A 22,925-nucleotide genomic window follows, 5' to 3' on the forward strand; every position below is an offset into this window, starting at 1 on the left:
ATTATCCCAGCAGCGCGCCTCCGTGCCGGCGCAGCGCCCTACGCCGCGCCGCGGGTGTGGGCCCAGACCACGGCCTGGATGCGATCGCGCACGCCGAGCTTCTGCAGCACATTCGAGACGTGCGTCTTCACCGTCGCCTCGCCCAGGAAGAGCGCTGCGGCGATCTCCGCGTTCGAGCGTCCCTCGGCGAGCAGGGCCAGCACCCCGCGCTCGCGCTCGGTGAGGCCGGCCCGCTCGAACGCCTCCTCGCGCGCCCTCCCCGGCCCGGATCCGCCCGGCCGCCCGGGATCCGCGGCCCCCGGCGGCGTGACCCGGTCGGCGGCGACCCGCGCGATCACGGCCCGGGTGACATCCGGACCGAGCAGTGCGTCACCCGCAGCGAGCGAGCGCACCGCGTCGATGAGCTGCTCGGCGCGCGAGGTCTTGAGCAGGAAGCCGCTGACGCCCGCCGCCAGCGCCTCGAAGAGGTAGCTCTCGTGGCCGAAGGTGGTGAGGATCAGGATCGCGGGCGCAGCGCCGTCCGCGGACCCCGCGGCACCGGCACCGGCATCGGCATCGGCACCGGCATCGGCCACCGAGGCGAGGATGCGCCGCGACGCCTCGATACCGTCGAAACCGCCGGGCATCTCCACGTCCATGCAGATCACGCCGGGATGCTCGCGCGCCGCGAGCTCGACGGCCTCGGCCCCGCTGGCCGCCTCGCCCACGACGACGATGTCCGGCTCCGACTCGAGGATGATCCGGAAGCCGGAGCGCACCAGGGCCTGATCGTCGACCAGCGCCACCCGGATCACGCGGCCACCCCCACCTCGGTGCGCGCGTGCTCGCGCAGCGGCACCCGCGCCCGCACCAGGAAGCCGCCGCGCTCGCGCCGGCCCGCCTGCACTTCGCCGCCGACCGTGCCGACGCGCTCGCGCATGCCGCGCAGGCCGAGCCCCGCGCCCGCGGCGCTCGTCCCGCCGAGCCGTTGCCGCACGCCGTCGTCGCTCACTTCGACCTCGACCGCGTCCGGTGCGAAGCGCAGCCGCAGCTCGGCGTGCGCGCCGCGCCCGGCGTGCTTGCGCACATTCGTCAGCGCCTCCTGCGCCACCCGGTAGAGGGCCACGTCGACGAGCAGCGGCAGCGGCCGGGCCTCGCCGGCGACGATCAGCGTGGTGGGCACCCCGGCGCGCTGCGACTCCTCGACGAGCAGCGGCAGCTGCGCGATCCCCACCGTGCTCACCCCCTCCTCGGCCTCCGGGGTGCGGAGGGTGACCACGAGGCGCCGCAGCTCCTCCACGGCGGCGTGAGCGCTCTGCTCGACGATGCCGAGCGCAGCCGCGGCACGATCCGGGTCGGTCGTGAGGCTGCGCCGCGCGGCGGCCGCCTGGATCCCCATCACCGAAACGTGATGGGCGACCACGTCGTGGAGCTCGCGGGCGATGCCGAGCCGGTCGAGCGCGACCGCCTGCGCGGCGCTGGTGTGGCGCTCGAGCTCGAGTTCGCGGCCCTGCGCCTCCAGCAGCGTCTGCGCACGCGCCCCGCGCCAGGAGCGCTCGCCGAAGAAGAACGCCCCGCCGAAGTAGAGCAGATTCGTGATGATCTGCAGCACCGCGAAGGTGGCGTAGGCCGAGAAGATCCCGGATCGCGACATCCCCGGGTAGGCGTCCGCGTCGCTCGACGAGATGATCAGCGAGACGACGAGCCAGGCGATCATCGCGAGGCCGATGAGGAGCCGCGCCCACACCGAGAGCGCGCGCCGCGGCTCCCACGCCCCCACCGTGTACAGCGCGATGAAGAGGCAGATGTTCACGATCAGGATCTCGGGGACGCCGTACTGGCCGCACACGAAGAAGCCGACGGCGACGGCCACGGCGACCGGCACGGGCGCGAGCCGTCGCAGTGCGAGCGGCAGCGTGCAGAGTCCGAGGCCCAGGCCCCACACCCACGGCGCCGGCAGCTCCGTGTATATCCCGGTCCGCGCATAGAGCAGCGCGGTGAGCGTTGCCGCCAGGGCGAGACCGGCCGCCAGTGCCGCGTCGCCGCGCAGGCCCGAGGCGCCCGGACGGGGACGGCTCCATTCCGAGGGCATCGTCATACCGTCCAGCGTAGGCGCCGGATCCCCCGCCCGCCTCCGCCGTGCGGGGGAGCCCCGGGCCGGCCGGCGCCGCGCGTCCCCGCGCCCTCCGCCGCCCGGACCCCGGAGCCGCGCCCCGGCCGGGCGCCACTCCGCCTCCCGGCAGAGCGCCGAATCCGCCGCGCGGGGGAGGCGGCCGCCGCCGGATCCCGGCAGGCTGGGAGCAACGAGAGGAGCGAGATGATCGACATCACCGAGGTGTCGCGCAGCTTCGGCGGGCGACTCGTGCTCGACGGGGTGAGCTTCGGCGTCGAGGACGGTCGCATGACCGGCTTCGTCGGCGGCAACGGCGCGGGCAAGACGACCACCATGCGCATCATCCTGGGGGTGCTCGCACCCGACCGGGGCAGCGTGCGGCTCGACGGCTCCCCGCTCACCGCGGCAGACCGCGCCCGCTTCGGCTACATGCCGGAGGAGCGCGGCCTCTACCCGAAGATGAAGGTGCTCGAGCAGCTCGTCTACCTCGGCCGGCTGCACGGCATGAGCGCCACGGCCGCGAAGGCCTCCGCGAGCGGCCTCGTCGAGCGGCTCGGGCTCGCCGAGCGCGCGAACGACACCCTCGAGAGCCTGTCCCTCGGCAACCAGCAGCGCGCCCAGATCGCGGCGGCGCTCGTCCACGAGCCGATCGCGCTGGTGCTCGACGAGCCCTTCTCGGGCCTCGACCCGATCGCCGTCGAGGTGGTGCTGGGCGTGCTGCGCGACTACGCGGCCCAGGGAGCGCCGGTGCTCTTCTCCTCCCACCAGCTCGACATCGTCGAGCGCCTCTGCGATGACGTCGTGGTGATCGGAGGCGGCAGGATCCTCGCCTCCGGCTCGCGCGAGCAGCTGCGCGCCGAGCACTCGGGCAGCGCCTATGAGATCGAGCTCGGCGGCGCCTCCGGCGACGCGGGGTGGGTGCGGGAGCAGCCCGGCGTCGAGGTCACGCATCTCGACGGGGGCTTCGCGCGCTTCGAGGCCTCGGAGGAGGCGGCGCAGGCGGTGCTCGCGCAGGCCGTGCGGTCCGCGCAGGATCCTGCGTCCGGCGCGATCGTGCGCCGCTTCGGCCCCGTCACCCCCACCCTGGCAGAGATCTTCAAGGAGGTCGTCGCATGAGCACCCCGTCCGCAACGCAGCCCGGTGGGCGCGCCGGTGAGAGCGCCAAGCCGATGAGCGGCGCGCAGGGCGCCTGGCTCGTCGCCGAGCGCGAGATCACCACGAAGCTCCGCAGCAAGGCCTTCGTCGTATCGAGCCTCGTGCTGCTGCTGTTCGTGCTCGCGGGCGTGCTGTTCAGCGGCTTCATGGCGCAGTCGGGCGGCTTCGGCGGGCCGACGCGCGTCGCCACCGTCGGCGCCGCGGCGCCGGGCCTCGCGGCGCAGGGCTTCGAGGTGAGTGAGCTCGCCGACCGCGCCGCAGCCGAGCGGGCGGTGCTCGACGGCGAGGTCGAGGCGGCCGTCGTCGAGGGCGGCGACACCCCGGTCGGGCTCACCGTGATCGCGAAGGACAGCGCCCCCGCCGAGGTGATGCAGGCCCTGTCGGCGGTGCCGACGCTCGAGCTGCTCGCACCGACCACCGAGAACCCCGCTCTCGCCTACATCATCGCGGTCGCCTTCGGCGTGCTCTACATGCTCAGCGCCGTCACCTTCGGCACCACCATCGCGCAGAGCGTCGTCGAGGAGAAGCAGACCCGCATCGTCGAGATCCTGCTCGCCACCGTCTCGGCGCGCACGCTGCTCGCCGGCAAGATCCTCGGCAACAGCATCCTCGCGTTCGCGCAGGTGGTTGCGATCGTCGCCATCGCCACGGCCGGGATGCTGGCGACCGGGCAGGATCTCCTGCTCGGGGAGCTCGGCACCTCGCTGATCTGGTTCGGCGTGCTCTTCGCCTTCGGCTTCGTGCTGCTGGCGACCCTCTACGCGGCGCTCGCGACGCTCGTCTCACGGCAGGAGGACGTCGCCTCGGCGGTTTCCCCCGTGATGTGGCTCGTGATGCTGCCCTACGTCGCGATCATCTTCTTCAACGACAACCCGCAGGCGCTCGCGATCATGAGCTACGTCCCGTTCTCGGCGCCCGTCGGCATGCCGATGCGGCTGTACCTCGGCACGGCGGAGTGGTGGGAGCCGCTGCTCTCGCTCGGCGTGCTGCTCGTCTCGATCGCGATCGTGCTGTGGATCGGCGCCCGCATCTACAGCAACTCGATCCTGCGCACCGGCAGCCGCGTCAAGCTCGCGGAGGCAATCAGGGGCTGAGGCCCGTGGGCCTGCGGGCTCCGGTCCGGACGTCCGGGCTCCGGCCCCGGGCGTCCGGCCCCGGCTGCCCGGACGCCCGGCTTCCCCGAGCCCGGCCCGGCGGCCGGAGTCACAGGCCGGGAGTAGGCTGACCGGGTGAACACCGAGCAGGCCGCCCCGGCTCCCCGCATCCGCCCCTGGGCGGCGCTGCGGTCGCTGATCCTGGGCTTCTTCATGATCCTCGTCGACACCACGATCGTGTCGGTCGCGAACCCCTCGATCATGCAGGGGCTCGAGACGACCATGATCGCGACCCTGTGGGCGACGAGCGCCTACCTGCTCGCCTACGCGGTGCCGCTGCTCATCACCGGGAGGCTCGGCGACCGCTTCGGCCCGCGCCGCGTCTACCTCGTGGGGCTCACCCTCTTCACCCTCTCCTCGCTGGCCTGCGGACTGGCGCAGAGCATCGAGGCGCTGATCGCCGCGCGCGTGGTGCAGGGCCTCGGGGCCTCGCTCATGACGCCGCAGACCATGGCCGTCATCACCCGCATCTTCGCCCCGCGCGAGCGCGGCGCCGCGATGGCGGTGTGGGGCGTCACGGCGGGCGTCGCCACGCTCGTGGGCCCGATCCTCGGGGGCTTCCTCGTCGACGCTGCCGGCTGGGAGTGGATCTTCTTCGTCAATGTGCCGGTGGGTGTGGTCGCCTTCGTCTGCGCGCTGATCTTCGTGCCGAGGCTCCCCACCAGCGCACACCGCTTCGACTGGCTCGGAGTGCTGCTGAGCGCGCTCGGCATGTTCCTGCTCGTGTTCGGGATCCAGGAGGGGTCCAGCTACGACTGGGGCGTCATCTGGGGGCCGATCTCCGTGTGGGGGCTCATCGCCGCCGGGGCGGTGGTGCTGGTGCTGTTCGTCGTGTGGCAGCGCGTGCAGCGCGGCGAGCCGCTCATCCCGCTGAGCATCTTCCGCGACCGCAACTTCTCGGTGGGCACGGCCGTCATCGTCACGGTCGGCTTCACCATCACGGGGATGAGCCTGCCCCTCATGTTCTACCTGCAGCTGGTGCGCGGCCTCACGCCGACCCAGGCCGCCCTCATGATGGTGCCGATGGCGGTCATCTCCATCGCGCTCGCCCGGCCCGCGGGCGTCCTCATCGACCGGCGCGACCCGCGGCGCCTGCCGATTCTCGGCATGCTGCTCGTCGCCCTGGGGCTCGTGCTCTACGTGCTCCTCGCCACCCCGGAGGCGCCGCTCGGGCTGCTCCTGATCCCCAGTGCGATCCTCGGGGCGGGCAACGCCTTCATGTGGGGGCCGCTCGCCTCCATCACCACCTTCAGCCTCGCCCCCGAGCTCGCGGGTGCCGGCTCCGGGGTCTACAACACGAGCCGGCAGGTGGGCGCGGTCATGGGCTCGGCGGCGATGGCCGCGCTCATGGAGTCCCGGCTGAGCGCCGAGCTCGGCGCGGCCGCCGGCGGCGCGGGAGGCTTCGGCGCGGAGGCCGGCTCGGGGCTCGCCGCGCTGCCGGAGCCGCTGCGCGATGGCTTCGCCGCGGCGATGGCGCAGTCCATCCTGATGCCGCTCGGCGTGGTGCTCGCGGGCACCGCGATCGCGCTCTGCTTCGGTCCGCGCCCGCCGCGCACCGGTGGCGTGCGCATCCCCGCCGAGGGCTGAGCGCGCCGCGGCGGCGATGCCCCTCCCCGCCTCTCGCCAGCCGAGCCGCCGCGCCGATCCCGGAGCGCCCGCAGCGAACAGCGCGCGTGAGCGTCCCCCGTCAGGAGTATCCTCCGAGGCATGAGCATCGGCGGTGGACCTGTCGCGCGCGGGTCGCGCGTGTCGTCGGGCGATGCGGCGCGGCAGCGCGAGCTCAACCGCGAGGCGCCCCGCATCCCCCACCTCGGCCGCCGCATCGCAGCGCTCTTCCGCCCGTACCGTGGCCAGCTCGCGGCGATCATCGCCCTCGTCCTCATCTCGGCCGGCCTCGGCATCATCCCGCCGCTGCTCACCGAGCGCGTCTTCGACGACGGTCTCTTCCCGCCAGGCGGCGGCCCTGACCTCCCCGTGCTCGGCTGGCTGGTGGGCGGCATGATCGCCGTCTTCGTCATCAGCTCCGTGCTCGGCATCGTGCAGACCTTCTTCACCGCGCGCGTGGGCAATCGCGTGATGGGCGATCTGCGCGTGCGCCTCTTCTCCCACCTGCAGTCCATGGAGCTCGGCTTCTTCACCCGCACCAAGACGGGCGTGATCCAGTCCCGGTTGCAGAACGACGTCGGCGGTGTCGCCAATGTGCTCACCAACACGATCTCCAACATCATCGGCAACACGGTCACGGTGATCGCCGCGGCCGTCGCCATGCTGCTGCTGAGCTGGCAGCTCACGCTCATCGCGGCAGTGCTGCTGCCGGTGCTCGTGATCGCGCAGCGGCGGGTGGGGCAGATCCGCGCGCGCATCGCGGGGCGCACCCAGGAGTCGCTCTCCGAGATGACCGCGATCACCCAGGAGGCGCTCTCCGTGTCGGGGGTGCTGCTCGCGAAGACCTACTCGCGGCAGCGGGACGAGACCGAGCGCTACGCGGCGGAGAACCGCACCCAGGTCGAGCTGCAGGTGCGGCAGACGATGAGCGGTCAGGTGTTCTTCGCGCTCGTGCAGGTGTTCCTCTCGGCGGTGCCGGCCATCGTCTACCTCGCCTCGGGCTGGATCATGGCGAGCGCGCAGGGAGCCGATTTCGACCCCGGCATCACGGCGGGCACGATCGTCGCCTTCACCACCGTGCAGGCGCGGCTGCTCTTCCCGCTCATGGCACTGCTGCGCATCACCCTCGACGTGCAGACCTCGCAGGCGCTCTTCGCCCGCATCTTCGAGTACCTCGACCTGCGGCCCGCGATCGTCGACGCGGCGGACGCCCGCGAGCCCTCGGACGAGCCCGGGCGCGCGGGCCGAGTGGAGTTCGAGGAGGTGAGCTTCCGCTACCCCGACGCCGGCCCCGGCGACCGGCCGACACTGGACCGGGTGTCCTTCCGCGTCGAGCCGGGCGAGTTCGTCGCCTTCGTCGGCGCCTCGGGCTCGGGCAAGACCACGATCGGCTCGCTCATCCCGCGGCTCTACGACGCCGACTCGGGAACCGTGCGCTACGCGGGAGACGATGTGCGCGAGCTGCGGCAGGAGGAGCTGATGGACCGCATCGGCGTCGTCACCCAGGAGCCCTACCTCTTCCACGCCTCGATCGCGGCGAACCTGCGCTACGCGAAGCCGGACGCCACCGCCGCCGAGCTGGAGGCCGCGGCGAAGCTCGCGAACATCCACGACACCATCGAGGGCTTCGCCGAGGGCTACGACACGATCGTGGGCGAGCGCGGCTACCGGCTCTCGGGCGGTGAGAAGCAGCGGATCGCGATCGCCCGCGTGCTGCTGAAGAACCCGCGCGTGCTGGTGCTCGACGAGGCGACCAGCGCCCTCGACACCGTCAACGAGCGCGTCGTGCAGCGGGCCCTCGACGGCGCGCGCAGCGGCCGCACCACCATCGCGATCGCGCACCGGCTCTCCACGGTCGTCGACGCGGATCGCATCTACGTGGTGGGCGCGGGCCGCATCCTCGAGCAGGGTACGCACGCCGAGCTCCTCGCGCTGGGCGGATCCTACGCGGAGCTCTACGCGCAGCAGAGCTGAGCCCCGCGCGGGCGATCTCCCGCAGCATCCGCGGTCCGCACCGTGCGGGAGCCCTTCGCCGCGAACTTCCTGCGGACGGGCCGGGGCTCGCGGGGTGGAATAATCGAGGGGTGCGCCCGATCACCCAGTCCAGCAAACTCGCCGGGGTCCGCTACGACGTGCGCGGCCCGATCCTGCAGGAGGCCGAGCGACTGGAGCGCGAGGGGCACGAGATCCTGCGCCTGAACATCGGCAATCCCGCCGTGTTCGGCTTCGAGGCGCCGCCGGAGATCCTCGACGCGATGCGCGCCGCGCTGCCGCACGCGCAGGGATACAGCGACTCGCGCGGCGTGCTCCCGGCGCGCGAGGCCGTCGCCGAGCACTACACGCGGCTCGGGGTCGCGGGCGTCGGCCCCGAGGAGGTGCTCATCGGCAACGGCGTCAGCGAGCTGATCTCGCTCGTGCTGCAGGCGCTGGTGAGCCCGGGGGACGAGATCCTGATCCCCGCCCCCGACTACCCGCTGTGGACCGCGCAGGTCACGCTCGCCGGGGGCCGGGCCGTGCACTATCCCTGCGACGAGCAGAACGGCTGGATGCCGGATCTCGCCGCCATCGAGGAGCTCGTCACCGAGCGTTCGAAGGGCATCGTGCTCATCAATCCCAACAACCCCACCGGCGCCGTCTACTCCGCCGAGCTGGTGCGCGGTTTCGCGGCGATCGCCGAGCGGCACGGCCTGGTCCTCATGGCCGACGAGATCTACGACCACATCCTCTACGACGGCGCGCGGCACGAGCACGCCGCCCTGCACGCGCGCGACACGCTGTGCCTCACCTTCAGCGGGCTGTCGAAGATCCAGCGGGTGGCCGGCTACCGGGCCGGCTGGGTCGTCGCTTCCGGGGACCGCGCCCTCGCCGTGGATTTCCTGGAGGGCCTGCAGCTGCTCGCCAATATGCGCATGTGCGCGAACGTGCCGGCGCAGCACGCGATCCCCGTGGCGCTCTCGCCCCGGTCCGACTGGTCGGGCATCGCCTCGCTGTGCGGGCCGGGCGGGCGCCTGCGCGAGCAGCGGGACGTCGCCCATCGGCTGCTGTCGGAGATCCCGGGGCTCAGCTGCGTCCTGCCGGGCGGGGCGATGTACCTCTTCCCGCGGCTCGACCCGGAGCGCTACGACATCCACGACGATCAGCACTTCGTGATCGAGCTCATGCGGGCGACCCGCGTGATGATCACGAACGGCCGCGGCTTCAATCTGACGACCCCGGACCACGTGCGCTTCGTCACGCTGCCGGCCGCCGAGGTGCTGGCGGAGGCGATCGGGCGCATTGCCGCCTATCTCGACACGGTGCGGATCGACTGATGAGCGTCAGGATCCTCGCAGTCGGGAAGTGCATGCGCGTGCCGCTCGGAGGAACGGCGATTTCTCGCCGTTCCGCGGCGCGCGCCGAGGCCGTCTCGGCCTCGGAGGGGAGGAGCCGTTGAGCGTCAGGATCCTCGCAATCGGGAAGAAGCATGAATCCTGGGTCGCGGAGGGCATCGAGCGCTACGAGCGGCGGTTGCGCAAGCCCTTCGATGCGAGCTGGACGCTGCTGCCGCACTCGGCGCGGGAGGGGGACGCGGCTCGCGCGGAGGAGTCGGATCGGATTCTCGCGAAGCTCGGGCGCGATGCGTTCGTGGTGCTGCTCGACGAGCGCGGGCGCGACGTCGATTCGCCCGCGCTGTCGGGTACGCTGCAGCGGGCCTTCGATGCCGGCCGCGCGGTCTCGGCGGTGATCGGCGGCGCCTACGGGGTGGATGACCGGGTGCGCGAGCGCGCAGACTTCGTGTGGAGCCTGTCGCGGCTGGTCTTCCCGCATCAGCTCGTGCGGTTGATCGTCGCCGAGCAGCTGTACCGTGCGCAGGAGATCGCGGCGGGGCGGCCATACCATCACGCCTAGGGCGGGCCGGGTGCCGGGCGCGGCGGCGGGGAGCGGGGGCGGCCGCCGGAAATGTCGGTGGTCCCTCCTACCGTGAGGCTATGACTCCCTTCCGGCTCTCCACGCGACTGCAGGCGCCCGCGCGCTCTGCGCGCTCGGGGTCGTCGCGGGGGTCCGCCGCCGCTCCGCCTGCGGAGCCGGGCGGGAGGGGTCCGGCCGAGGCGGTGGCGGTACCGTGGCGGGTGGTGCGGCGCTCTCTCTCCGGGGCGATCGAGGTGGAGCATCGTGGGGCCACCGCGCTCTTCTCCGTGCGTTTCGCGCTCGCCGGTGGCGGGCTGCTGGGCCTCTCGCTGCCCCGCACGGTGCTGCCCGGCGAGCGGATCCGCGTGGTGCTGCGCGGCTCCCCGGTGGACGCGCCCGACGCGATGCTGGTGATGCGCTGGTTCCAGCCGGACGGGACGGAGCTGCTGTGGCCGATTGCGCTGTGATGCCGGGAACACCGAGGCGCCCGGGGGCGTTGTACCGGGTGGTGCGAGGGGCGTTCGCAGCGTGCGCGGGGAGGCGCTTCCGGGGTGGCCCGGAGGGGGGAAACGCGACACGCCGGAGCGGGGGTGTGAGGCAAAATTCTTCGGCCCCCGCGGCGCTGTGGATAACCGGCGTCGAGGGGCGGAACTCCGCCGAAAGTTCTCCCCAGAGGGGGCGGGGGCGCGGTGGAAAGCGGGTGGAAAACTACATCCGTGTAACTACATCATCTTGTGGTCGCCGCTCGTGTGGTTCACTATATGTAGTGCCTCAGGCGGGGCACCGAGGTTTTCGAGAAGGGGCGTGGAATGGCCATCACGGTGTACACCAAGCCGTCGTGCGTGCAGTGCAACATGACGTATCGCGAGCTCGACAAGCAGGGCATCGAGTACAGCGTGCTCGACGTCTCGGCGGACGAGAGCGCGCTCGAGACCGTCAAGGAGCTCGGCTACCTGCAGGCGCCCGTGGTGGTCACGGACGACGAGCACTGGTCGGGCTTCCGCCCCGACAAGATCTCGGAGCTCGCGAGCCGGCTCGCGTAGCCGCTGCGTGCGCGGAACGCCCGCGGCGTATCGGAAGTCCGCTTCCGGTACGCCGGGGGCCGTTCAGGAGTCCGGGGGATTCGGTGATGCCGAGGGAACGGAGCACGGAGGTGGTGGAAGTGGTCGATCTGGTCTATTTCTCGAGCGTCTCGGGCAACACCCACCGCTTCGTCGAGAAGCTCGGCCGGCCCGCCCTGCGCATCCCCCTCCACGCGCGCGACGAGCCGCTCGTGGTCGATGAGCCGTACGTGCTGCTCGTTCCCACCTACGGAGGCGGGCCCGAGACGAAGGCCGTGCCCAAGCAGGTGATCCGGTTCCTCAACGACGAGCGCAACCGCCGCCAGCTGCGCGGGGTCATGGCGGCGGGCAACACGAACTTCGGCGAGGCCTACGGCATCGCGGGCGACATCATCGCGCGCAAGTGCGGGGTGCCGTGCCTCTACCGATTCGAACTCTTTGGAACACCGGACGACGTCACCGCCGTCCAAGAAGGATTGGAACAGTTTTGGAAACAGCAGTGATGGAGCCCGGGCTCGCATCGTCGAAGATCAGCGACATGGACTATCACGCGCTGAACGCGATGCTCAATCTCTACGATGCGGACGGCCGCATCCAGTTCGAGAAGGACCGCGAGGCGGCGCGGCAGTACTTCCTGCAGCACGTCAACCAGAACACGGTGTTCTTCCATAACTTCGAGGAGCGCCTGCGCTACCTCATCGACAACGAGTACTACGAGAAGGAGCTGCTCGACCAGTACCCGCTCGAGTTCATCGAGAGCCTCACCAACGAGGCCTACGCGATGAAGTTCCGCTTCCCCACCTTCCTGGGGGCCTTCAAGTTCTTCACCTCCTACGCGCTCAAGACCTTCGACGGCAAGCGCTACCTCGAGCGCTTCGAGGATCGCGTCGTGATGGTCGCGCTCGGCCTCGCCGAGGGCGACCAGGAGCTCGCCCGCGGTCTCGTGCGCGAGATCGTCTCGGGGCGCTTCCAGCCCGCCACGCCCACCTTCCTCAACCTGGGCAAGGCGCAGCGCGGCGAACTCGTCTCCTGCTTCCTGCTGCGCATCGAGGACAACATGGAGTCGATCTCGCGCGGCATCAACTCCTCGCTGCAGCTCTCCAAGCGCGGCGGCGGCGTCGCGCTGCTGCTGTCGAACATCCGCGAGGCGGGCGCGCCGATCAAGAAGATCGAGAACCAGTCCTCGGGCATCATCCCCGTCATGAAGCTCCTCGAGGACAGCTTCAGCTACGCGAACCAGCTCGGGGCGCGTCAGGGTGCGGGCGCCGTGTACCTGAGCGCGCACCACCCCGACATCATGAAGTTCCTCGACACGAAGCGCGAGAACGCCGACGAGAAGATCCGCATCAAGACCCTCTCGCTCGGTGTGGTGGTGCCCGACATCACCTTCGAGCTGGCGAAGAAGAACGAGGACATGTACCTCTTCTCGCCCTACGACGTCGAGCGCGTGTACGGAGTCCCCTTCGGCGACATCTCCGTCACCGAGAAGTACCAGGAGATGGTCGACGACGCGCGGATCAAGAAGACCAAGATCAGCGCGCGCCACTTCTTCCAGACCATCGCCGAGCTGCAGTTCGAGTCGGGCTACCCCTACATCGTGTTCGAGGACACGGTGAACCGGGCCAACCCGATCAAGGGCCGCATCAACATGTCGAACCTGTGCTCGGAGATCCTGCAGGTCAACACCCCCACCACCTACAACGAGGACCTGAGCTACGACCAGATCGGCAAGGACATCTCCTGCAACCTGGGCTCGATGAACATCGCCGCGGCGATGGACGGCGGGGACCTCGGCGGCACGGTCGAGCTCGCGATCCGCGCCCTCACCTCGGTCAGCGACCAGAGCCACATCAGCTCGGTGCGCTCCATCGAGGACGGCAACGACCAATCGCACGCGATCGGCCTCGGCCAGATGAATCTGCACGGCTACCTGGCGCGCGAGCACGTGCACTACGGCTCCGAAGAGGGCATCGACTTCACGAACATCTACTTCTACACGGTGCTGTTCCACGCGCTGCGGGCCTCGAACCGGATCGCGATCGAGCGCGGCAGCGTCTTCGGCGGCTTCGAGGACTCGAAGTACGCCTCGGGCGAGTTCTTCGACAAGTACACGGAGCGCGCCTGGGAGCCCGAGACGGAGCGCGTGCGCGAGCTGTTCGCCGCCGCCGGCGTCGCGATCCCCACGCAGGCCGACTGGCTGGAGCTGAAGGCCAGCGTCATGGAGCACGGCATCTACAACCAGAACCTGCAGGCCGTTCCGCCCACCGGCTCGATCTCCTACATCAACAACTCGACGAGCTCGATCCACCCGATCGCCTCGAAGATCGAGATCCGCAAGGAGGGCAAGCTCGGGCGCGTCTACTACCCGGCGCCGTTCATGACGAACGAGAACCTGGAGTACTACCAGGACGCGTATGAGATCGGGCCCGAGAAGATCATCGACACCTACGCCGCCGCCACGCAGCACGTCGATCAGGGCCTCTCGCTGACGCTGTTCTTCAAGGACACCGCCACCACCCGCGACATCAACAAGGCGCAGATCTACGCCTGGCGCAAGGGGATCAAGACGATCTACTACATCCGCCTGCGCCAGCTCGCACTCGAGGGCACCGACATGTCCGAGTGCGTGAGCTGCATGCTGTAGCTGCGCATCAGATCCTATTGAGCACTTTTCTGAGGTAGAGAGACACGATGAACTACAAGCTCGGGCACGTGGTGCAGGCGATCAACTGGAACCGGATCCAGGACGAGAAGGACCTGGAGGTCTGGAACCGCCTCGTCAACAACTTCTGGCTCCCCGAGAAGGTGCCGCTGTCGAACGACGTGCAGTCGTGGGGCACGCTCACCGAGGCGGAGAAGCTGCTCACCATGCGCGTCTTCACGGGCCTCACCCTGCTCGACACGATCCAGGGCACGGTGGGCGCCGTGTCGCTGATCCCCGACGCGGTCACGCCGCATGAGGAGGCGGTGCTCACCAACATCGCCTTCATGGAGTCGGTGCACGCGAAGAGCTACTCCTCGATCTTCTCCACGCTCTGCTCCACGCAGGAGATCGACGACGCCTTCCGCTGGTCGGTGGAGAACCCGAACCTCCAGAAGAAGGCGCAGATCATCGTCGACTACTACGAGGGCGACGACCCGCTGAAGCGCAAGGTCGCCTCGACGCTGCTCGAGTCGTTCCTGTTCTACTCGGGCTTCTACCTGCCCATGTACTGGTCGAGCCACGCCAAGCTGACGAACACGGCGGATCTCATCCGCCTCATCATCCGAGACGAAGCCGTGCACGGCTACTACATCGGCTACAAGTTCCAGAAGGCGCTCGAGAACGAGTCCGAGGAGCGCCGCCAGGAGCTCAAGGACTACACCTTCTCGCTGCTCTACGAGCTCTACGAGAACGAGGCGAAGTACACGGCCGATCTCTACGATCCGGTCGGCCTCACCGAGGACGTCAAGAAGTTCCTGCACTACAACGCGAACAAGGCGCTCATGAACCTCGGCTACGAGGCGATGTTCCCGAAGGAGATGACGGACGTCAATCCGGCCATCCTCTCCGCCCTCTCGCCCAACGCCGACGAGAACCACGACTTCTTCTCGGGCTCCGGCTCCAGCTACGTCATCGGCAAGGCCGTCGCCACCGAAGACGAGGACTGGGACTTCTAGAACACCGGGTCAGGCGACGAGCCCGAGAGCGGCCCCCGCGATCCCGAGCACTCGGCTCGGAACGCGGGGGCCGCTGCGTGCGGGGCAGTTCCGTGCGGGGGCCGTCCCGTGCGCCGTCGCGGCGCAGACGCAGGGGGCGGGCCCGGCCGCGCGCCGGACCCGCCCCCTGCGCCGGGATCACTCGAACGATTCGGCGTTCTCGAAGCCCTGGCCGTTGTAGCGCTGCACCACCACGGTCGAGACGGCGGCCTGCCCGTCCTGGGTCGTGTCGATCGAGGTGCCGTCGAGCATCAGCGGGGCCTTGAAGTCGGTGATGTTCCGGATCGACTCCATGAAGTTCTCGCGAGTCGGCTCCTCCATGTTCTGGAAGGCCTGCTCGAGGGTGGCGCCCACCATGTAGCTCCACATGCAGTGCGGGAACTCGGGCTCCGTCGTGTAGGCGCCCGAGTACTCCTTGAGCGCGGCGAGGAAGCCCTGCACGTCCTCATCCTCCGCGAACGCCGGGCTCTGCGGCACCTTCGAGAACGACACCGAGTAGATGCCGTCGTCCGCGTTCGCGCCCGCCGGGGCGAGGATGCCGCCCGGGCTGGAGGTGTTCGAGGGCAGGAACCAGCTCGGCGACCACGACAGCTCGCGCGCCTTCTCGATCGCGGCGATCGTCAGCGGGGTGACCGACATCGCGTTGAAGAGCACATCGGCGCCGCTCGCCGCGAGCTCCGTCATCTGCGCGTCCACGGAGGTGTCGGTGGCCTCGTAGGTGGCCTCCGCGACGACCTCGATGTTGTCTGCGCCGTCGATGGCCTCCTTGAAGCCCTCCACGTAGCCCTCGCCGAAGTCGTCGTTCTGCGACAGGATCGCGACCTTGTGCTCACCCGAGGACTCGGCGAGCAGCTCGCCGAAGGCGGAGCCCTCGCTCGCATACACCGGCACGAAGCCGAGCTGCCACGGGCTCTCGGACGGGGTGCTGAAGATCGGGTCGCCCGTCATGACGAGCACCTGCGGCACCTCGTCCTCGATCGCGGCCTCCCGGTACGCCCGGTTCGTCGGGGTGCCGAGCCCCGAGGTGAAGGCGAACACCTTGTCCTGGTTCTGCTGGAAGTTCGACAGCGCCTTCTGCGGATCGTAGGCGTCGTCGAAGGCCTCGACCTTCACCTCGCGGGTCTTGCCGTCGCCGAACTCGATCGGCCCGGCCTGGCCGAAGTAGGCGACGAGACCCGCGACCGTGCAGTTGCCCGGCCCGGCGGTGGTGCCGCTGAGCGGGGTCGTGACGCCGAGGGTGATGCTGTCGTCGGTGATGCCGGGGCTGGCGGCGGCGCCGTCGCCGTCGCCTCCGCCCGTGTCGGCGCGGGCGCAGCCCGCGAGCGCGAGGGCGACGATCGAGCCCATCGCGAGGACGCTGATGGCTCGTGCTGCCGTGCTGCGAGTGTTCATGGGAACCTGCTTCCTGGAGTTACCGCTGGGAATTGCGTGGGGGGCTGGACGCCTTCCCGCGACGGCCGCGGAGCAGCCGCCTGAGCGCGCGGGGCGCGCTCGCGAGGCCGCCGGGGAGGACGAACAGTGCGACGAGCAGGATGACGCCCTGGATCAGCGAGGTCAGGGTGGCGTCGATCTCATTCGTCACGTTGGGGACGAGGACGTAGTAGGCCCCGCCGATGAGCGAGCCCACGATGCTGCCCGCCCCGCCGATCACCATCGACGCGAGCAGGCTGATCGAGTGCCCGAAGGAGAGGGTCTCGGGTGAGGTGTACTGCACCACGACCATGTAGAGGAAGCCGCTGACGCCGCCGATGAGCGCCGCGATGGTGAAGGCCATCACCTTCGTGCGGTAGGGCGAGATGCCCATCGAGGAGGCGACCGCCTCGTTCTCCTTCACGATCGCGAAGGCCCGGCCGAACTTGCCGCGCACCAGATTGCGCACGAGCAGGAACACGGCCGCGGTGATGGTCAGCACGATGTAGTACTGCCAGATGTCGTCGAGCCGTGAGCCGAACCAGTCCGGCGCGGAGGTGAAGCGCGCCGAGATGCCCTGCGAGCCGCCCGTCCAGTCGGACAGGCGCTTCGCGAGCGGGACGCCGATGATCGGGAGGGCGATCGTCACCATGGCGATGGCGAGGCCGCCGAGGCGGGCCGCCGCGAGGGCCACGATGTAGCCGACGACCCCGGGGATCAGCACCGCGAGCACGAACACCAGCACCACGTTCCAGCCCTCCTGGACCCCGTAGGCCGTGACGTAGGCGCCGAGGCCGACGAAGAAGATCTGGCCGAGCGAGACCTGCCCGGTGTAGCCCATGATCACGTTGAGCCCGAGCACCGCGACGGCGAACACGCCGATGCGGGCGAGCGCCTGGTTCGTTGCCACGTCGAGGCTCCACGGCGCGAAGACGAGCACGAGCACGACGAGCGCGATGACGGCGAACCGCACCCAGCGCTTGCTCCAGAGCATGGCGATCCTTCCCATCAGACGCGCACCACGGTCTTGCGGCCGAACAGGCCCTGCGGACGGACGAGCAGCACGACGAAGAGCAGGATGAAGGGCACGGCGATCCTCAGGTCGTAGCCGATGAAGGGGATGTACACGGCCGCGAGGTTCTCGACCACCCCGATCAGCCACGCGGCGACCACGACGCCGATGGGGCTCGTGGCGCCGCCCAGGATCACCGCCGCGAGCGCGTAGACGAGGGCGCCGTCGAGCATGCCCGGGGTGAGCGAGAGGCGCGGGGCGACGAGCGCGCCGCCGACGGCGCCGAGCGCGGCGGCGAGGCCCCAGCCCACCATGAGCAGGCGCCCCACCGGCAGGCCCGAGAACGACGCCGAGCGGGCGTTGTCGGAGACGGCCCGCAGCGCGAGGCCGATCTTCGTCTTCTGGAAGAGCAGCTGCAGCAGCACCATGATCGCGGCGATCGTGAGGAAGGTGCCGAGCGAGCGCCAGCTCACGGCCGCGCCGAGCACGGGGAAGGAATCCCCGGGGAAGAGCGAGGGGAACTGCAGGTTGTTGTAGGACCAGATCCAGCCGCACACGCCGGTGATGAGCGTGAGCAGGCCGACCGTCACCACGACCGCCGTGTCGGGGTCGCCGCCCTCGAAGCGGCGCATCAGGAAGCGCTCGATCGCGGCGCCCAGCACGAAGGAGATCGCGACGGCGATGAGGATCGCGAGGATCAGCGGCACCCCCCAGCCGAGGAGGGCGTAGGAGAGGTACGCGGACAGCACGGCCATGCCGCCCTGCGCGAAGTTGATCATGCCCGTCGACTGATTCACGAGCACGATGGCGAGCGCCAGCACGGCGTAGATCGAGCCCATCGCCAGGCCGTCGACGCCGAGTTGGATGAAGGTTCCCACGTCAGCCTCCCAGGTACGCGCGTCGGATCTCGTCTCGGCCCCGCAGCTCCGCCGACGGGCCGGTGAGGACGCTGCGGCCGGTCTCGAGCACGGTGGCGGTGTCGACGATGCTGAAGGCGAGGGGGGCGTTCTGCTCGACGACGAGCATCGCGATCCCCGACTCGCGGCGGAGCCGGCGGATCGCATCGTAGACGCTCTTCGCCGTGCTGGGGGCGAGGCCGAGCGATGGCTCGTCGAGCAGCAGCAGCCGGGGCTTCGCCATGAAGGCGCGCCCCACGGCGAGCATCTGCTGCTCTCCGCCCGACAGCGCGGAGGCGTTCGAGGAGATGCGCTCGCGCAGATTGGGGAAGAGATCGAGCAGGTAGTCGATGTCGGCCGCGAGGGCACGGCGGTCCTTGCGGAGATAGGCGCCCACCATGAGGTTCTCGCGCACGGTGAGATTCGGCAGGGTGCCCCTGCCCTCGGGAACGTGGGCGATGCCTCGCGCGGCGACCTGCTCGGGGCGGAGGCCGCGAATGTCCTGGCCATCGAAGACGATGCGCCCGCCCGTGCGCACGACGCCGCTGATCGCGCGCAGCGTCGTGGTCTTGCCGGCGCCGTTCGCGCCGAGGATCCCCACCGCACCGCCGTCGGGCACGCTGAGCGAGACGCCCTCCAGCACCTGCACGGGGCCGTATGAGGCGGTGACGTCGCTGAGCTCAAGCAGCGTCATCGGCGGCCTCCTTTCCGATGTAGGCCTCGATGACCCGCGGATCCGCCTGTGCTTCGGCCGCCGTGCCCTCCATGAGCTTGCTGCCGTGATCGAGCACCACGACGCGGTCGGTGAGCGCCGAGATGAGGCCCATGTGGTGCTCCACGATCACGATGGTGACGTCGGCGTGCGCCCGCAGATCGCGGACGGTCTCGATGAAGCGCTCCACCTCGCCGTGCGAGAGCCCGGCCGCCGGCTCGTCGAGCAGCAGCAGGCTCGGGCGCATCATCAGCGCGCGGCACAGCTCGATGCCCTTGTGCAGGCCGTGCGAGAGCTCGTCCGCCGGCTGGTGGGCGGCCCAGCCGAGCCCGTGGGCGTCGAGCAGCTCGAGCGCCTCCTCGCGGAGCTCGCGTTCGCGTCGCCCCACGGGGGGCAGCCGCAGCGACCAGGTCAGCGGCCCGCCGCCGAGACGGGTGTGCCCGCCGAGCAGTACGTTCTCGAGCACGGTCGCGCGCAGCTGCAGGGCGGGATGCTGGAAGGTGCGGGCGAGGCCGTGAGCCGCGAGCCGCGAGGGCGGCAGGCCGGCCACCTCGGCGCCGTCGATGCGGATCGAGCCGGCGCTCGGGCGGTAGTGCCCGCTGATGCAGTTGAAGAGCGAGGTCTTGCCGGCGCCATTGGGGCCGACGAGGCCGAGGATCTCGCCCGGGCCCACCTCGAATCCGACCTCGTGCAGCACCGTGACCCCGCCGAAGCGGAGGCCTACCTCGTGCAGCGTGAGTCGTGCGGCCATCGCCTCGAACCTTCCTGCGTCATTGCGTCCGGTTGGAAATTCAGTGTAGCCACGGGATCGTCCGTGCGGAGCCTCGTCGCTCCAATATCTACGTCGGAAGACTATAGAGAAAGTTATGGGGTGTCAATGTTCCCGGCGGGAGCCCCGGCCCGGTCCGTGCGCACCGTGCGCACCGGGCCGGGGGCCCGCGTCAGCGAGCGCCGCCCGAGCGCCAGCCGCTCTGGTAGCTCTCCCGGGCGACCGCCGAATAGGGCACCGGGCTGACGATCGCGCGCACCTCGATCTGGCGGTGCGGCTCCACCGTCGTCTTGCCCGAACCGCCGTCCGGCTCGCCCCACACCACGCGCACCTCGGCGCCCTCCGGCACCTCGGGGTCGACGGTCGCGAGCGACAGGCCGCGCTTCTCGTTCGCGGTAACCCCCGTGAACAGCGACAGCCCCACGTTCCGGCCGTCCGCGTCGAGCACGGCGTCGAAGTTGCTGGAGCCGTAGTTCGCGTTCGGCAGGTCGAAGAACTGGTACCCGTCCCCGTCGCGATCGAGGACCGAGGTGAGGATCCTGCCGAGATCCTCGTCGTTCCACGCCAGCGTGACCTTGCGGCGCTGGCGCTCCGGCTCGATCCGCTCGAGCGCCTCGCGCCCGATGAAGTCGTGGTCGAAGCGCACGAAGGAGCCGTAGCCGAGCTCCCAGGGGTTGAGGTAGTAGTCCTCGATGTCGCCGGATACGAAGGAGCCCGCGATCGCGTTGACCGCCTCGTAGCTCGTGGCCGGCAGCCACTCCCGGTAGGCGCGTTCGGCCTCGCCCGAGTAGATCGCCGGCAGCGGGGAGGGGATCCAGCCCGACTCCAGGGTGTTCGAGGAGTATGCCCGCGAGCCGCAGGGCTCGATGCCGAACTCGGCGCCGGCCTCGAGGATCGCATCTCGGATGATCCCGTGCTCCGCGTACGGGCCCCACAGTTCGAGGCCCGGGGCGCCCGCCATGCCGTGGCGCAGCGTGCGCACCCGCCGCCCCGCGACCTCGAGGTGGCCCATGTGGAAGAACTTCACCCGTTCCAGCGGCCCGCCGTGCAGCTTCTCGATGATGTCCCACGCGCGCGGGCCCTGGATCTGGAAGCGGTACGTCTCGCGGTGCACGGCCTGCCCGTAGGGGCGCGAGGGCGAGCGGTCGTCGTAGCGGAACTCGACGTCGTAGCCGCCGGTCTCGGCGTGGAACTGCAGCCAGTTCGCGGCGGGCGCGCGACCCACGAAGACGTAGTCGAGCTCGGCCTCGTGGAACAGGATCCCGTCGCCGATCACCCCGCCGTTCGAGGCCGTCGGCACGAACTGCTTGGCGGTGTCGACCGGGAAGTTCGCGAAGCTGTTGACGCCCGTGTCGCTGAGCAGCCGGAGCGCGTCGGGACCCGAGAGGAAGAAGTTGACCATGTGGTGCGTCTGATCGTAGAGCACCGCCGTGTGGCGCCAGGCCTTCTGCTCGCGGCGCCAGTTCGTGAACTCGGTGGGCACCACCGGGTAGATGTAGGTGCCGAGGCGCGAGTCGCGCAGCAGCTGCACCGTGTCGTCCGCCGCGTCGAGCAGCGCCTGCAGATTGGTGTGGGACATTCCGGCTCCTTTGCCTATGCTGATCGAGTCTGAGAGCTCGCGCGTGCGACGGATCGCGGGAGTCGCGAGCCATTCCTGCGAGCTCTGAGGAAAACGTACGGCGAAAGGACCCGCACATGATCCGTCACATCGTTCTCTTCCGCTTCATCTCCGACGATCCCGCCCTGCGCGCGGAGCAGCTCGCCGAGGTGGGGCGGCGCAGCCGCGCGCTCGTCGGTGTCATCCCCGGGCTGCTCGCCCTCGACGTCCACGCCAACTGCCTCGACGACCCCCGCAACTCCGACTTCGCGCTGGTGGGCGATTTCGAGGACCTCGCCTCCGTGGAGGCCTACGTCCCCCACCCGGCCCACCGCGAGCTCATCGCGTACCTCAGCACCGTCCGCATCGAGGGATCGCGCACGGCCATCGACTACGAGCTCTGAGCCGCGGGACGCGGGGTGCGGCCCGTTGCATCGGTCCGCACCCCGAGACGGCGTTCTCAGGAGGTGTAGCCCGTGCGCCAGCCGCCGTGGTACTCCTGCCGCGCGACCGTCGAGTACGGCACCGGGCTCACCACCACGCGCACTTCGATCTGCTCGTGCGGCTCCACCGAGGCCTTGCTCGATCCGCCGCCCGGCTCGCCCCACACCACCTTGAGCTCGGTGCCCTCCGGCACGTCGGCGTCGACGGTGGCGAGCGACAGGCCGCGCCGCTCATTCGCGCTGTAGCCCGTGAACATCGAGTAGCCCACGACGGTGCCGTCCGCGTCGACGACGCTGTCGTAGTTCGCCGAGCCGTAGTTGGCGAGCGGCAGGTCGAAGAACTTGTACTGCGGGCCGTCGACGTTCAGCAGCGAGGTCCACACCTTGCCGAGGTCCTCGGCGTTCCAGGCGAGCGTCACCTTCTTGCGCTGCGTCGCCGGGTCGAGCTTCTCGAGCGCGTCGCGTCCGATGAAGTCGTGGTCGAATTTCACGAAGGAGCCGTAGCCGAGCGCCCACGGGCTCAGCTCGTAGTCGGCGATGTCGTCGGAGACGAAGGATCCGGCGAGGGTGCCGGTCGCCTCGTAGCCGTCGGCGGGCAGCCACTCCCGGTAGGCGCGCTCGGCCTCGCCCGAGTAGATCGCCGGCAGCGGCGAGGGGATCCACCCCGACTCCAGGGTGTTCGAGGGGTAGGCGCGGGAGCCGACGGGCACGAGGCCGAACTCGGCGCCGGCCTCGACGATCGCGTCGCGCACCTCGTGGTGGTCGGCGTAGGGTCCCCAGATCTCGAGGCCCGGGGCGCCGGCCATGCCGTGGCGCAGGGTGCGCACGGTCTTGCCGCCGATCCGCATGGTCGACATGCTGAAGAACCTGATCTGCTCGAGGGGCCCGCCGTTGAGCTTCTCGATCACGTCCCAGGCGCGCGGGCCCTGGATCTGGAAGCGGTAGTAGCGGCGGGACACGGCGTCACCGTAGGGGCGCGAGGGCGAGCGGCGGTCGACCTCGATGTCGAGGTTCGCGTAGCCGCCGGTCTCGCCGTGGAACAGCAGCCAGTTGGCGGCGGGCGAGCGGCCGACGTAGACGTACTCGTCCTCGGCCTCGTGGAACAGGATCCCGTCGCCGATGACGCCGCCGGTGGAGCTGGTGGGCACGTACTGCTTCGCGCGGTCGACCGGGAAGTTCGCGACCGAGTTCACCGCGGTGTCGCTGATGAGCTTGATCGCGTCGGAGCCCCGCAGGAAGAGGTTGTCCATGTGGTGCGACTGGTCGTAGAGCACCGCCGTCTCGCGCCACGCACGCTGCTCCTTGATCCAGTTCTGGAAATCGGCGGGGACGACGGGGTAGATGTACGAGCCGATCTGCGAGTTGCGCAGCAGTTCGACCGCCGAGCCTCTCGCGTCGAGCAGCTCCTGCAAGTTCTGGTATCCCACGGTGT

The 22,925-nt window shown here is 70.1% G+C and carries 21 protein-coding genes; 12 read left to right on the forward strand and 9 right to left on the reverse strand.

All coding sequences use genetic code 11. From position 1 onward, the window contains the following. Positions 1-38: 38 nt before the first annotated feature. Both B4915_RS14785 and B4915_RS14790 read right to left on the reverse strand, forming a co-directional pair. Positions 39-794, reverse strand: a complete 756-nt coding sequence (locus tag B4915_RS14785; RefSeq protein WP_105805603.1) for a LuxR C-terminal-related transcriptional regulator — start codon at positions 792-794, stop codon at positions 39-41. Continuing rightward, positions 791-2,077, reverse strand: a complete 1,287-nt coding sequence (locus tag B4915_RS14790) for a sensor histidine kinase (protein ID WP_105805604.1) — start codon at positions 2,075-2,077, stop codon at positions 791-793. The genes B4915_RS14785 and B4915_RS14790 overlap by 4 nt, the downstream gene beginning before the upstream one ends. Positions 2,078-2,296: 219 nt before the next feature. Here B4915_RS14790 and B4915_RS09890 point away from each other — a divergent pair, with 219 nt between their 5' ends. The 11 genes from B4915_RS09890 to nrdF all read left to right on the forward strand — a co-directional run bounded on the left by B4915_RS09890 (position 2,297) and on the right by nrdF (position 14,615). Continuing rightward, positions 2,297-3,208 carry an ABC transporter ATP-binding protein gene (locus B4915_RS09890; RefSeq protein ID WP_105805605.1) on the forward strand — a complete coding sequence of 304 codons (912 nt, stop codon included), beginning with the start codon at positions 2,297-2,299 and terminating at the stop codon, positions 3,206-3,208. Beyond that, positions 3,205-4,341 (forward strand): ABC transporter permease, encoded by a 1,137-nt coding sequence (locus B4915_RS09895; protein ID WP_181158531.1) that lies wholly within the window; start codon positions 3,205-3,207, stop codon positions 4,339-4,341. The genes B4915_RS09890 and B4915_RS09895 overlap by 4 nt, the downstream gene beginning before the upstream one ends. 135 nt (positions 4,342-4,476) lie before the next feature. Further along, on the forward strand, positions 4,477-5,988 hold the full coding sequence (locus B4915_RS09900) for a DHA2 family efflux MFS transporter permease subunit (RefSeq protein ID WP_105805606.1): 1,512 nt from the start codon (positions 4,477-4,479) through the stop codon (positions 5,986-5,988). Positions 5,989-6,108: 120 nt separating this feature from the next. Then, a complete protein-coding gene (locus B4915_RS09905; protein ID WP_105805607.1) occupies positions 6,109-7,980 on the forward strand; it encodes an ABC transporter ATP-binding protein in 1,872 nt (623 codons plus the stop codon). A 110-nt stretch (positions 7,981-8,090) separates the two neighbouring features. Further along, positions 8,091-9,317, forward strand: coding sequence for a pyridoxal phosphate-dependent aminotransferase (locus tag B4915_RS09910; RefSeq protein WP_105805608.1), 1,227 nt, complete (start codon positions 8,091-8,093; stop codon positions 9,315-9,317). Positions 9,318-9,435: 118 nt separating this feature from the next. Further along, a complete protein-coding gene (locus B4915_RS09915; protein ID WP_181158532.1) occupies positions 9,436-9,894 on the forward strand; it encodes a 23S rRNA (pseudouridine(1915)-N(3))-methyltransferase RlmH in 459 nt (152 codons plus the stop codon). A gap of 80 nt (positions 9,895-9,974) precedes the next feature. Next, positions 9,975-10,361: a hypothetical protein gene (locus tag B4915_RS14500; RefSeq protein WP_146120072.1), complete on the forward strand. Its 387-nt coding sequence runs from the start codon at positions 9,975-9,977 to the stop codon at positions 10,359-10,361. A gap of 342 nt (positions 10,362-10,703) precedes the next feature. After that, the gene (nrdH, locus tag B4915_RS09925; RefSeq protein WP_105805610.1) at positions 10,704-10,937 is read left to right on the forward strand and encodes a glutaredoxin-like protein NrdH; all 234 of its coding nucleotides are present in this window, start codon (positions 10,704-10,706) and stop codon (positions 10,935-10,937) included. An 86-nt stretch (positions 10,938-11,023) separates the two neighbouring features. Then, the gene (nrdI, locus tag B4915_RS09930; RefSeq protein WP_219845101.1) at positions 11,024-11,458 is read left to right on the forward strand and encodes a class Ib ribonucleoside-diphosphate reductase assembly flavoprotein NrdI; all 435 of its coding nucleotides are present in this window, start codon (positions 11,024-11,026) and stop codon (positions 11,456-11,458) included. After that, positions 11,458-13,599 carry a class 1b ribonucleoside-diphosphate reductase subunit alpha gene (gene nrdE / locus B4915_RS09935; protein ID WP_105805611.1) on the forward strand — a complete coding sequence of 714 codons (2,142 nt, stop codon included), beginning with the start codon at positions 11,458-11,460 and terminating at the stop codon, positions 13,597-13,599. The genes nrdI and nrdE overlap by 1 nt, the downstream gene beginning before the upstream one ends. Positions 13,600-13,646: 47 nt before the next feature. After that, positions 13,647-14,615, forward strand: coding sequence for a class 1b ribonucleoside-diphosphate reductase subunit beta (nrdF, locus tag B4915_RS09940; RefSeq protein ID WP_105805612.1), 969 nt, complete (start codon positions 13,647-13,649; stop codon positions 14,613-14,615). Positions 14,616-14,792: 177 nt separating this feature from the next. Here nrdF and B4915_RS09945 read toward each other — a convergent pair whose 3' ends face one another. The 6 genes from B4915_RS09945 to ligM (B4915_RS09970) form a co-directional block, all read right to left on the reverse strand. Then, positions 14,793-16,046, reverse strand: coding sequence for an ABC transporter substrate-binding protein (locus B4915_RS09945; protein ID WP_105805613.1), 1,254 nt, complete (start codon positions 16,044-16,046; stop codon positions 14,793-14,795). A gap of 19 nt (positions 16,047-16,065) precedes the next feature. After that, positions 16,066-17,058: a branched-chain amino acid ABC transporter permease gene (locus B4915_RS09950; protein WP_181158533.1), complete on the reverse strand. Its 993-nt coding sequence runs from the start codon at positions 17,056-17,058 to the stop codon at positions 16,066-16,068. Between the two features lie 14 nt (positions 17,059-17,072). Next, positions 17,073-17,954 (reverse strand): branched-chain amino acid ABC transporter permease, encoded by an 882-nt coding sequence (locus B4915_RS09955; protein WP_105805615.1) that lies wholly within the window; start codon positions 17,952-17,954, stop codon positions 17,073-17,075. 1 nt (position 17,955) lies between these two features. Then, a complete protein-coding gene (locus tag B4915_RS09960) occupies positions 17,956-18,666 on the reverse strand; it encodes an ABC transporter ATP-binding protein (protein ID WP_105805616.1) in 711 nt (236 codons plus the stop codon). After that, a complete protein-coding gene (locus B4915_RS09965; RefSeq protein ID WP_105805617.1) occupies positions 18,653-19,435 on the reverse strand; it encodes an ABC transporter ATP-binding protein in 783 nt (260 codons plus the stop codon). The genes B4915_RS09960 and B4915_RS09965 overlap by 14 nt, the downstream gene beginning before the upstream one ends. Positions 19,436-19,625: 190 nt before the next feature. Next, positions 19,626-21,032 (reverse strand): vanillate/3-O-methylgallate O-demethylase, encoded by a 1,407-nt coding sequence (gene ligM / locus B4915_RS09970; protein ID WP_105805618.1) that lies wholly within the window; start codon positions 21,030-21,032, stop codon positions 19,626-19,628. A gap of 116 nt (positions 21,033-21,148) precedes the next feature. On the opposite strand from ligM (B4915_RS09970), the gene B4915_RS09975 reads away from it, so the two are divergent. Then, positions 21,149-21,454, forward strand: coding sequence for a Dabb family protein (locus B4915_RS09975; protein WP_105805619.1), 306 nt, complete (start codon positions 21,149-21,151; stop codon positions 21,452-21,454). Between the two features lie 56 nt (positions 21,455-21,510). Here B4915_RS09975 and ligM (B4915_RS09980) read toward each other — a convergent pair whose 3' ends face one another. Then, complete coding sequence (gene ligM, locus B4915_RS09980; RefSeq protein WP_105805620.1) at positions 21,511-22,920, reverse strand: vanillate/3-O-methylgallate O-demethylase; 1,410 nt, start codon at positions 22,918-22,920, stop codon at positions 21,511-21,513. Between the last annotated feature and the right edge of the window lie 5 nt (positions 22,921-22,925).

The sequence above is a fragment of the Leucobacter massiliensis genome (genome assembly GCF_002982315.1).
Classification (GTDB): Bacteria; Actinomycetota; Actinomycetes; order Actinomycetales; family Microbacteriaceae; genus Leucobacter; species Leucobacter massiliensis.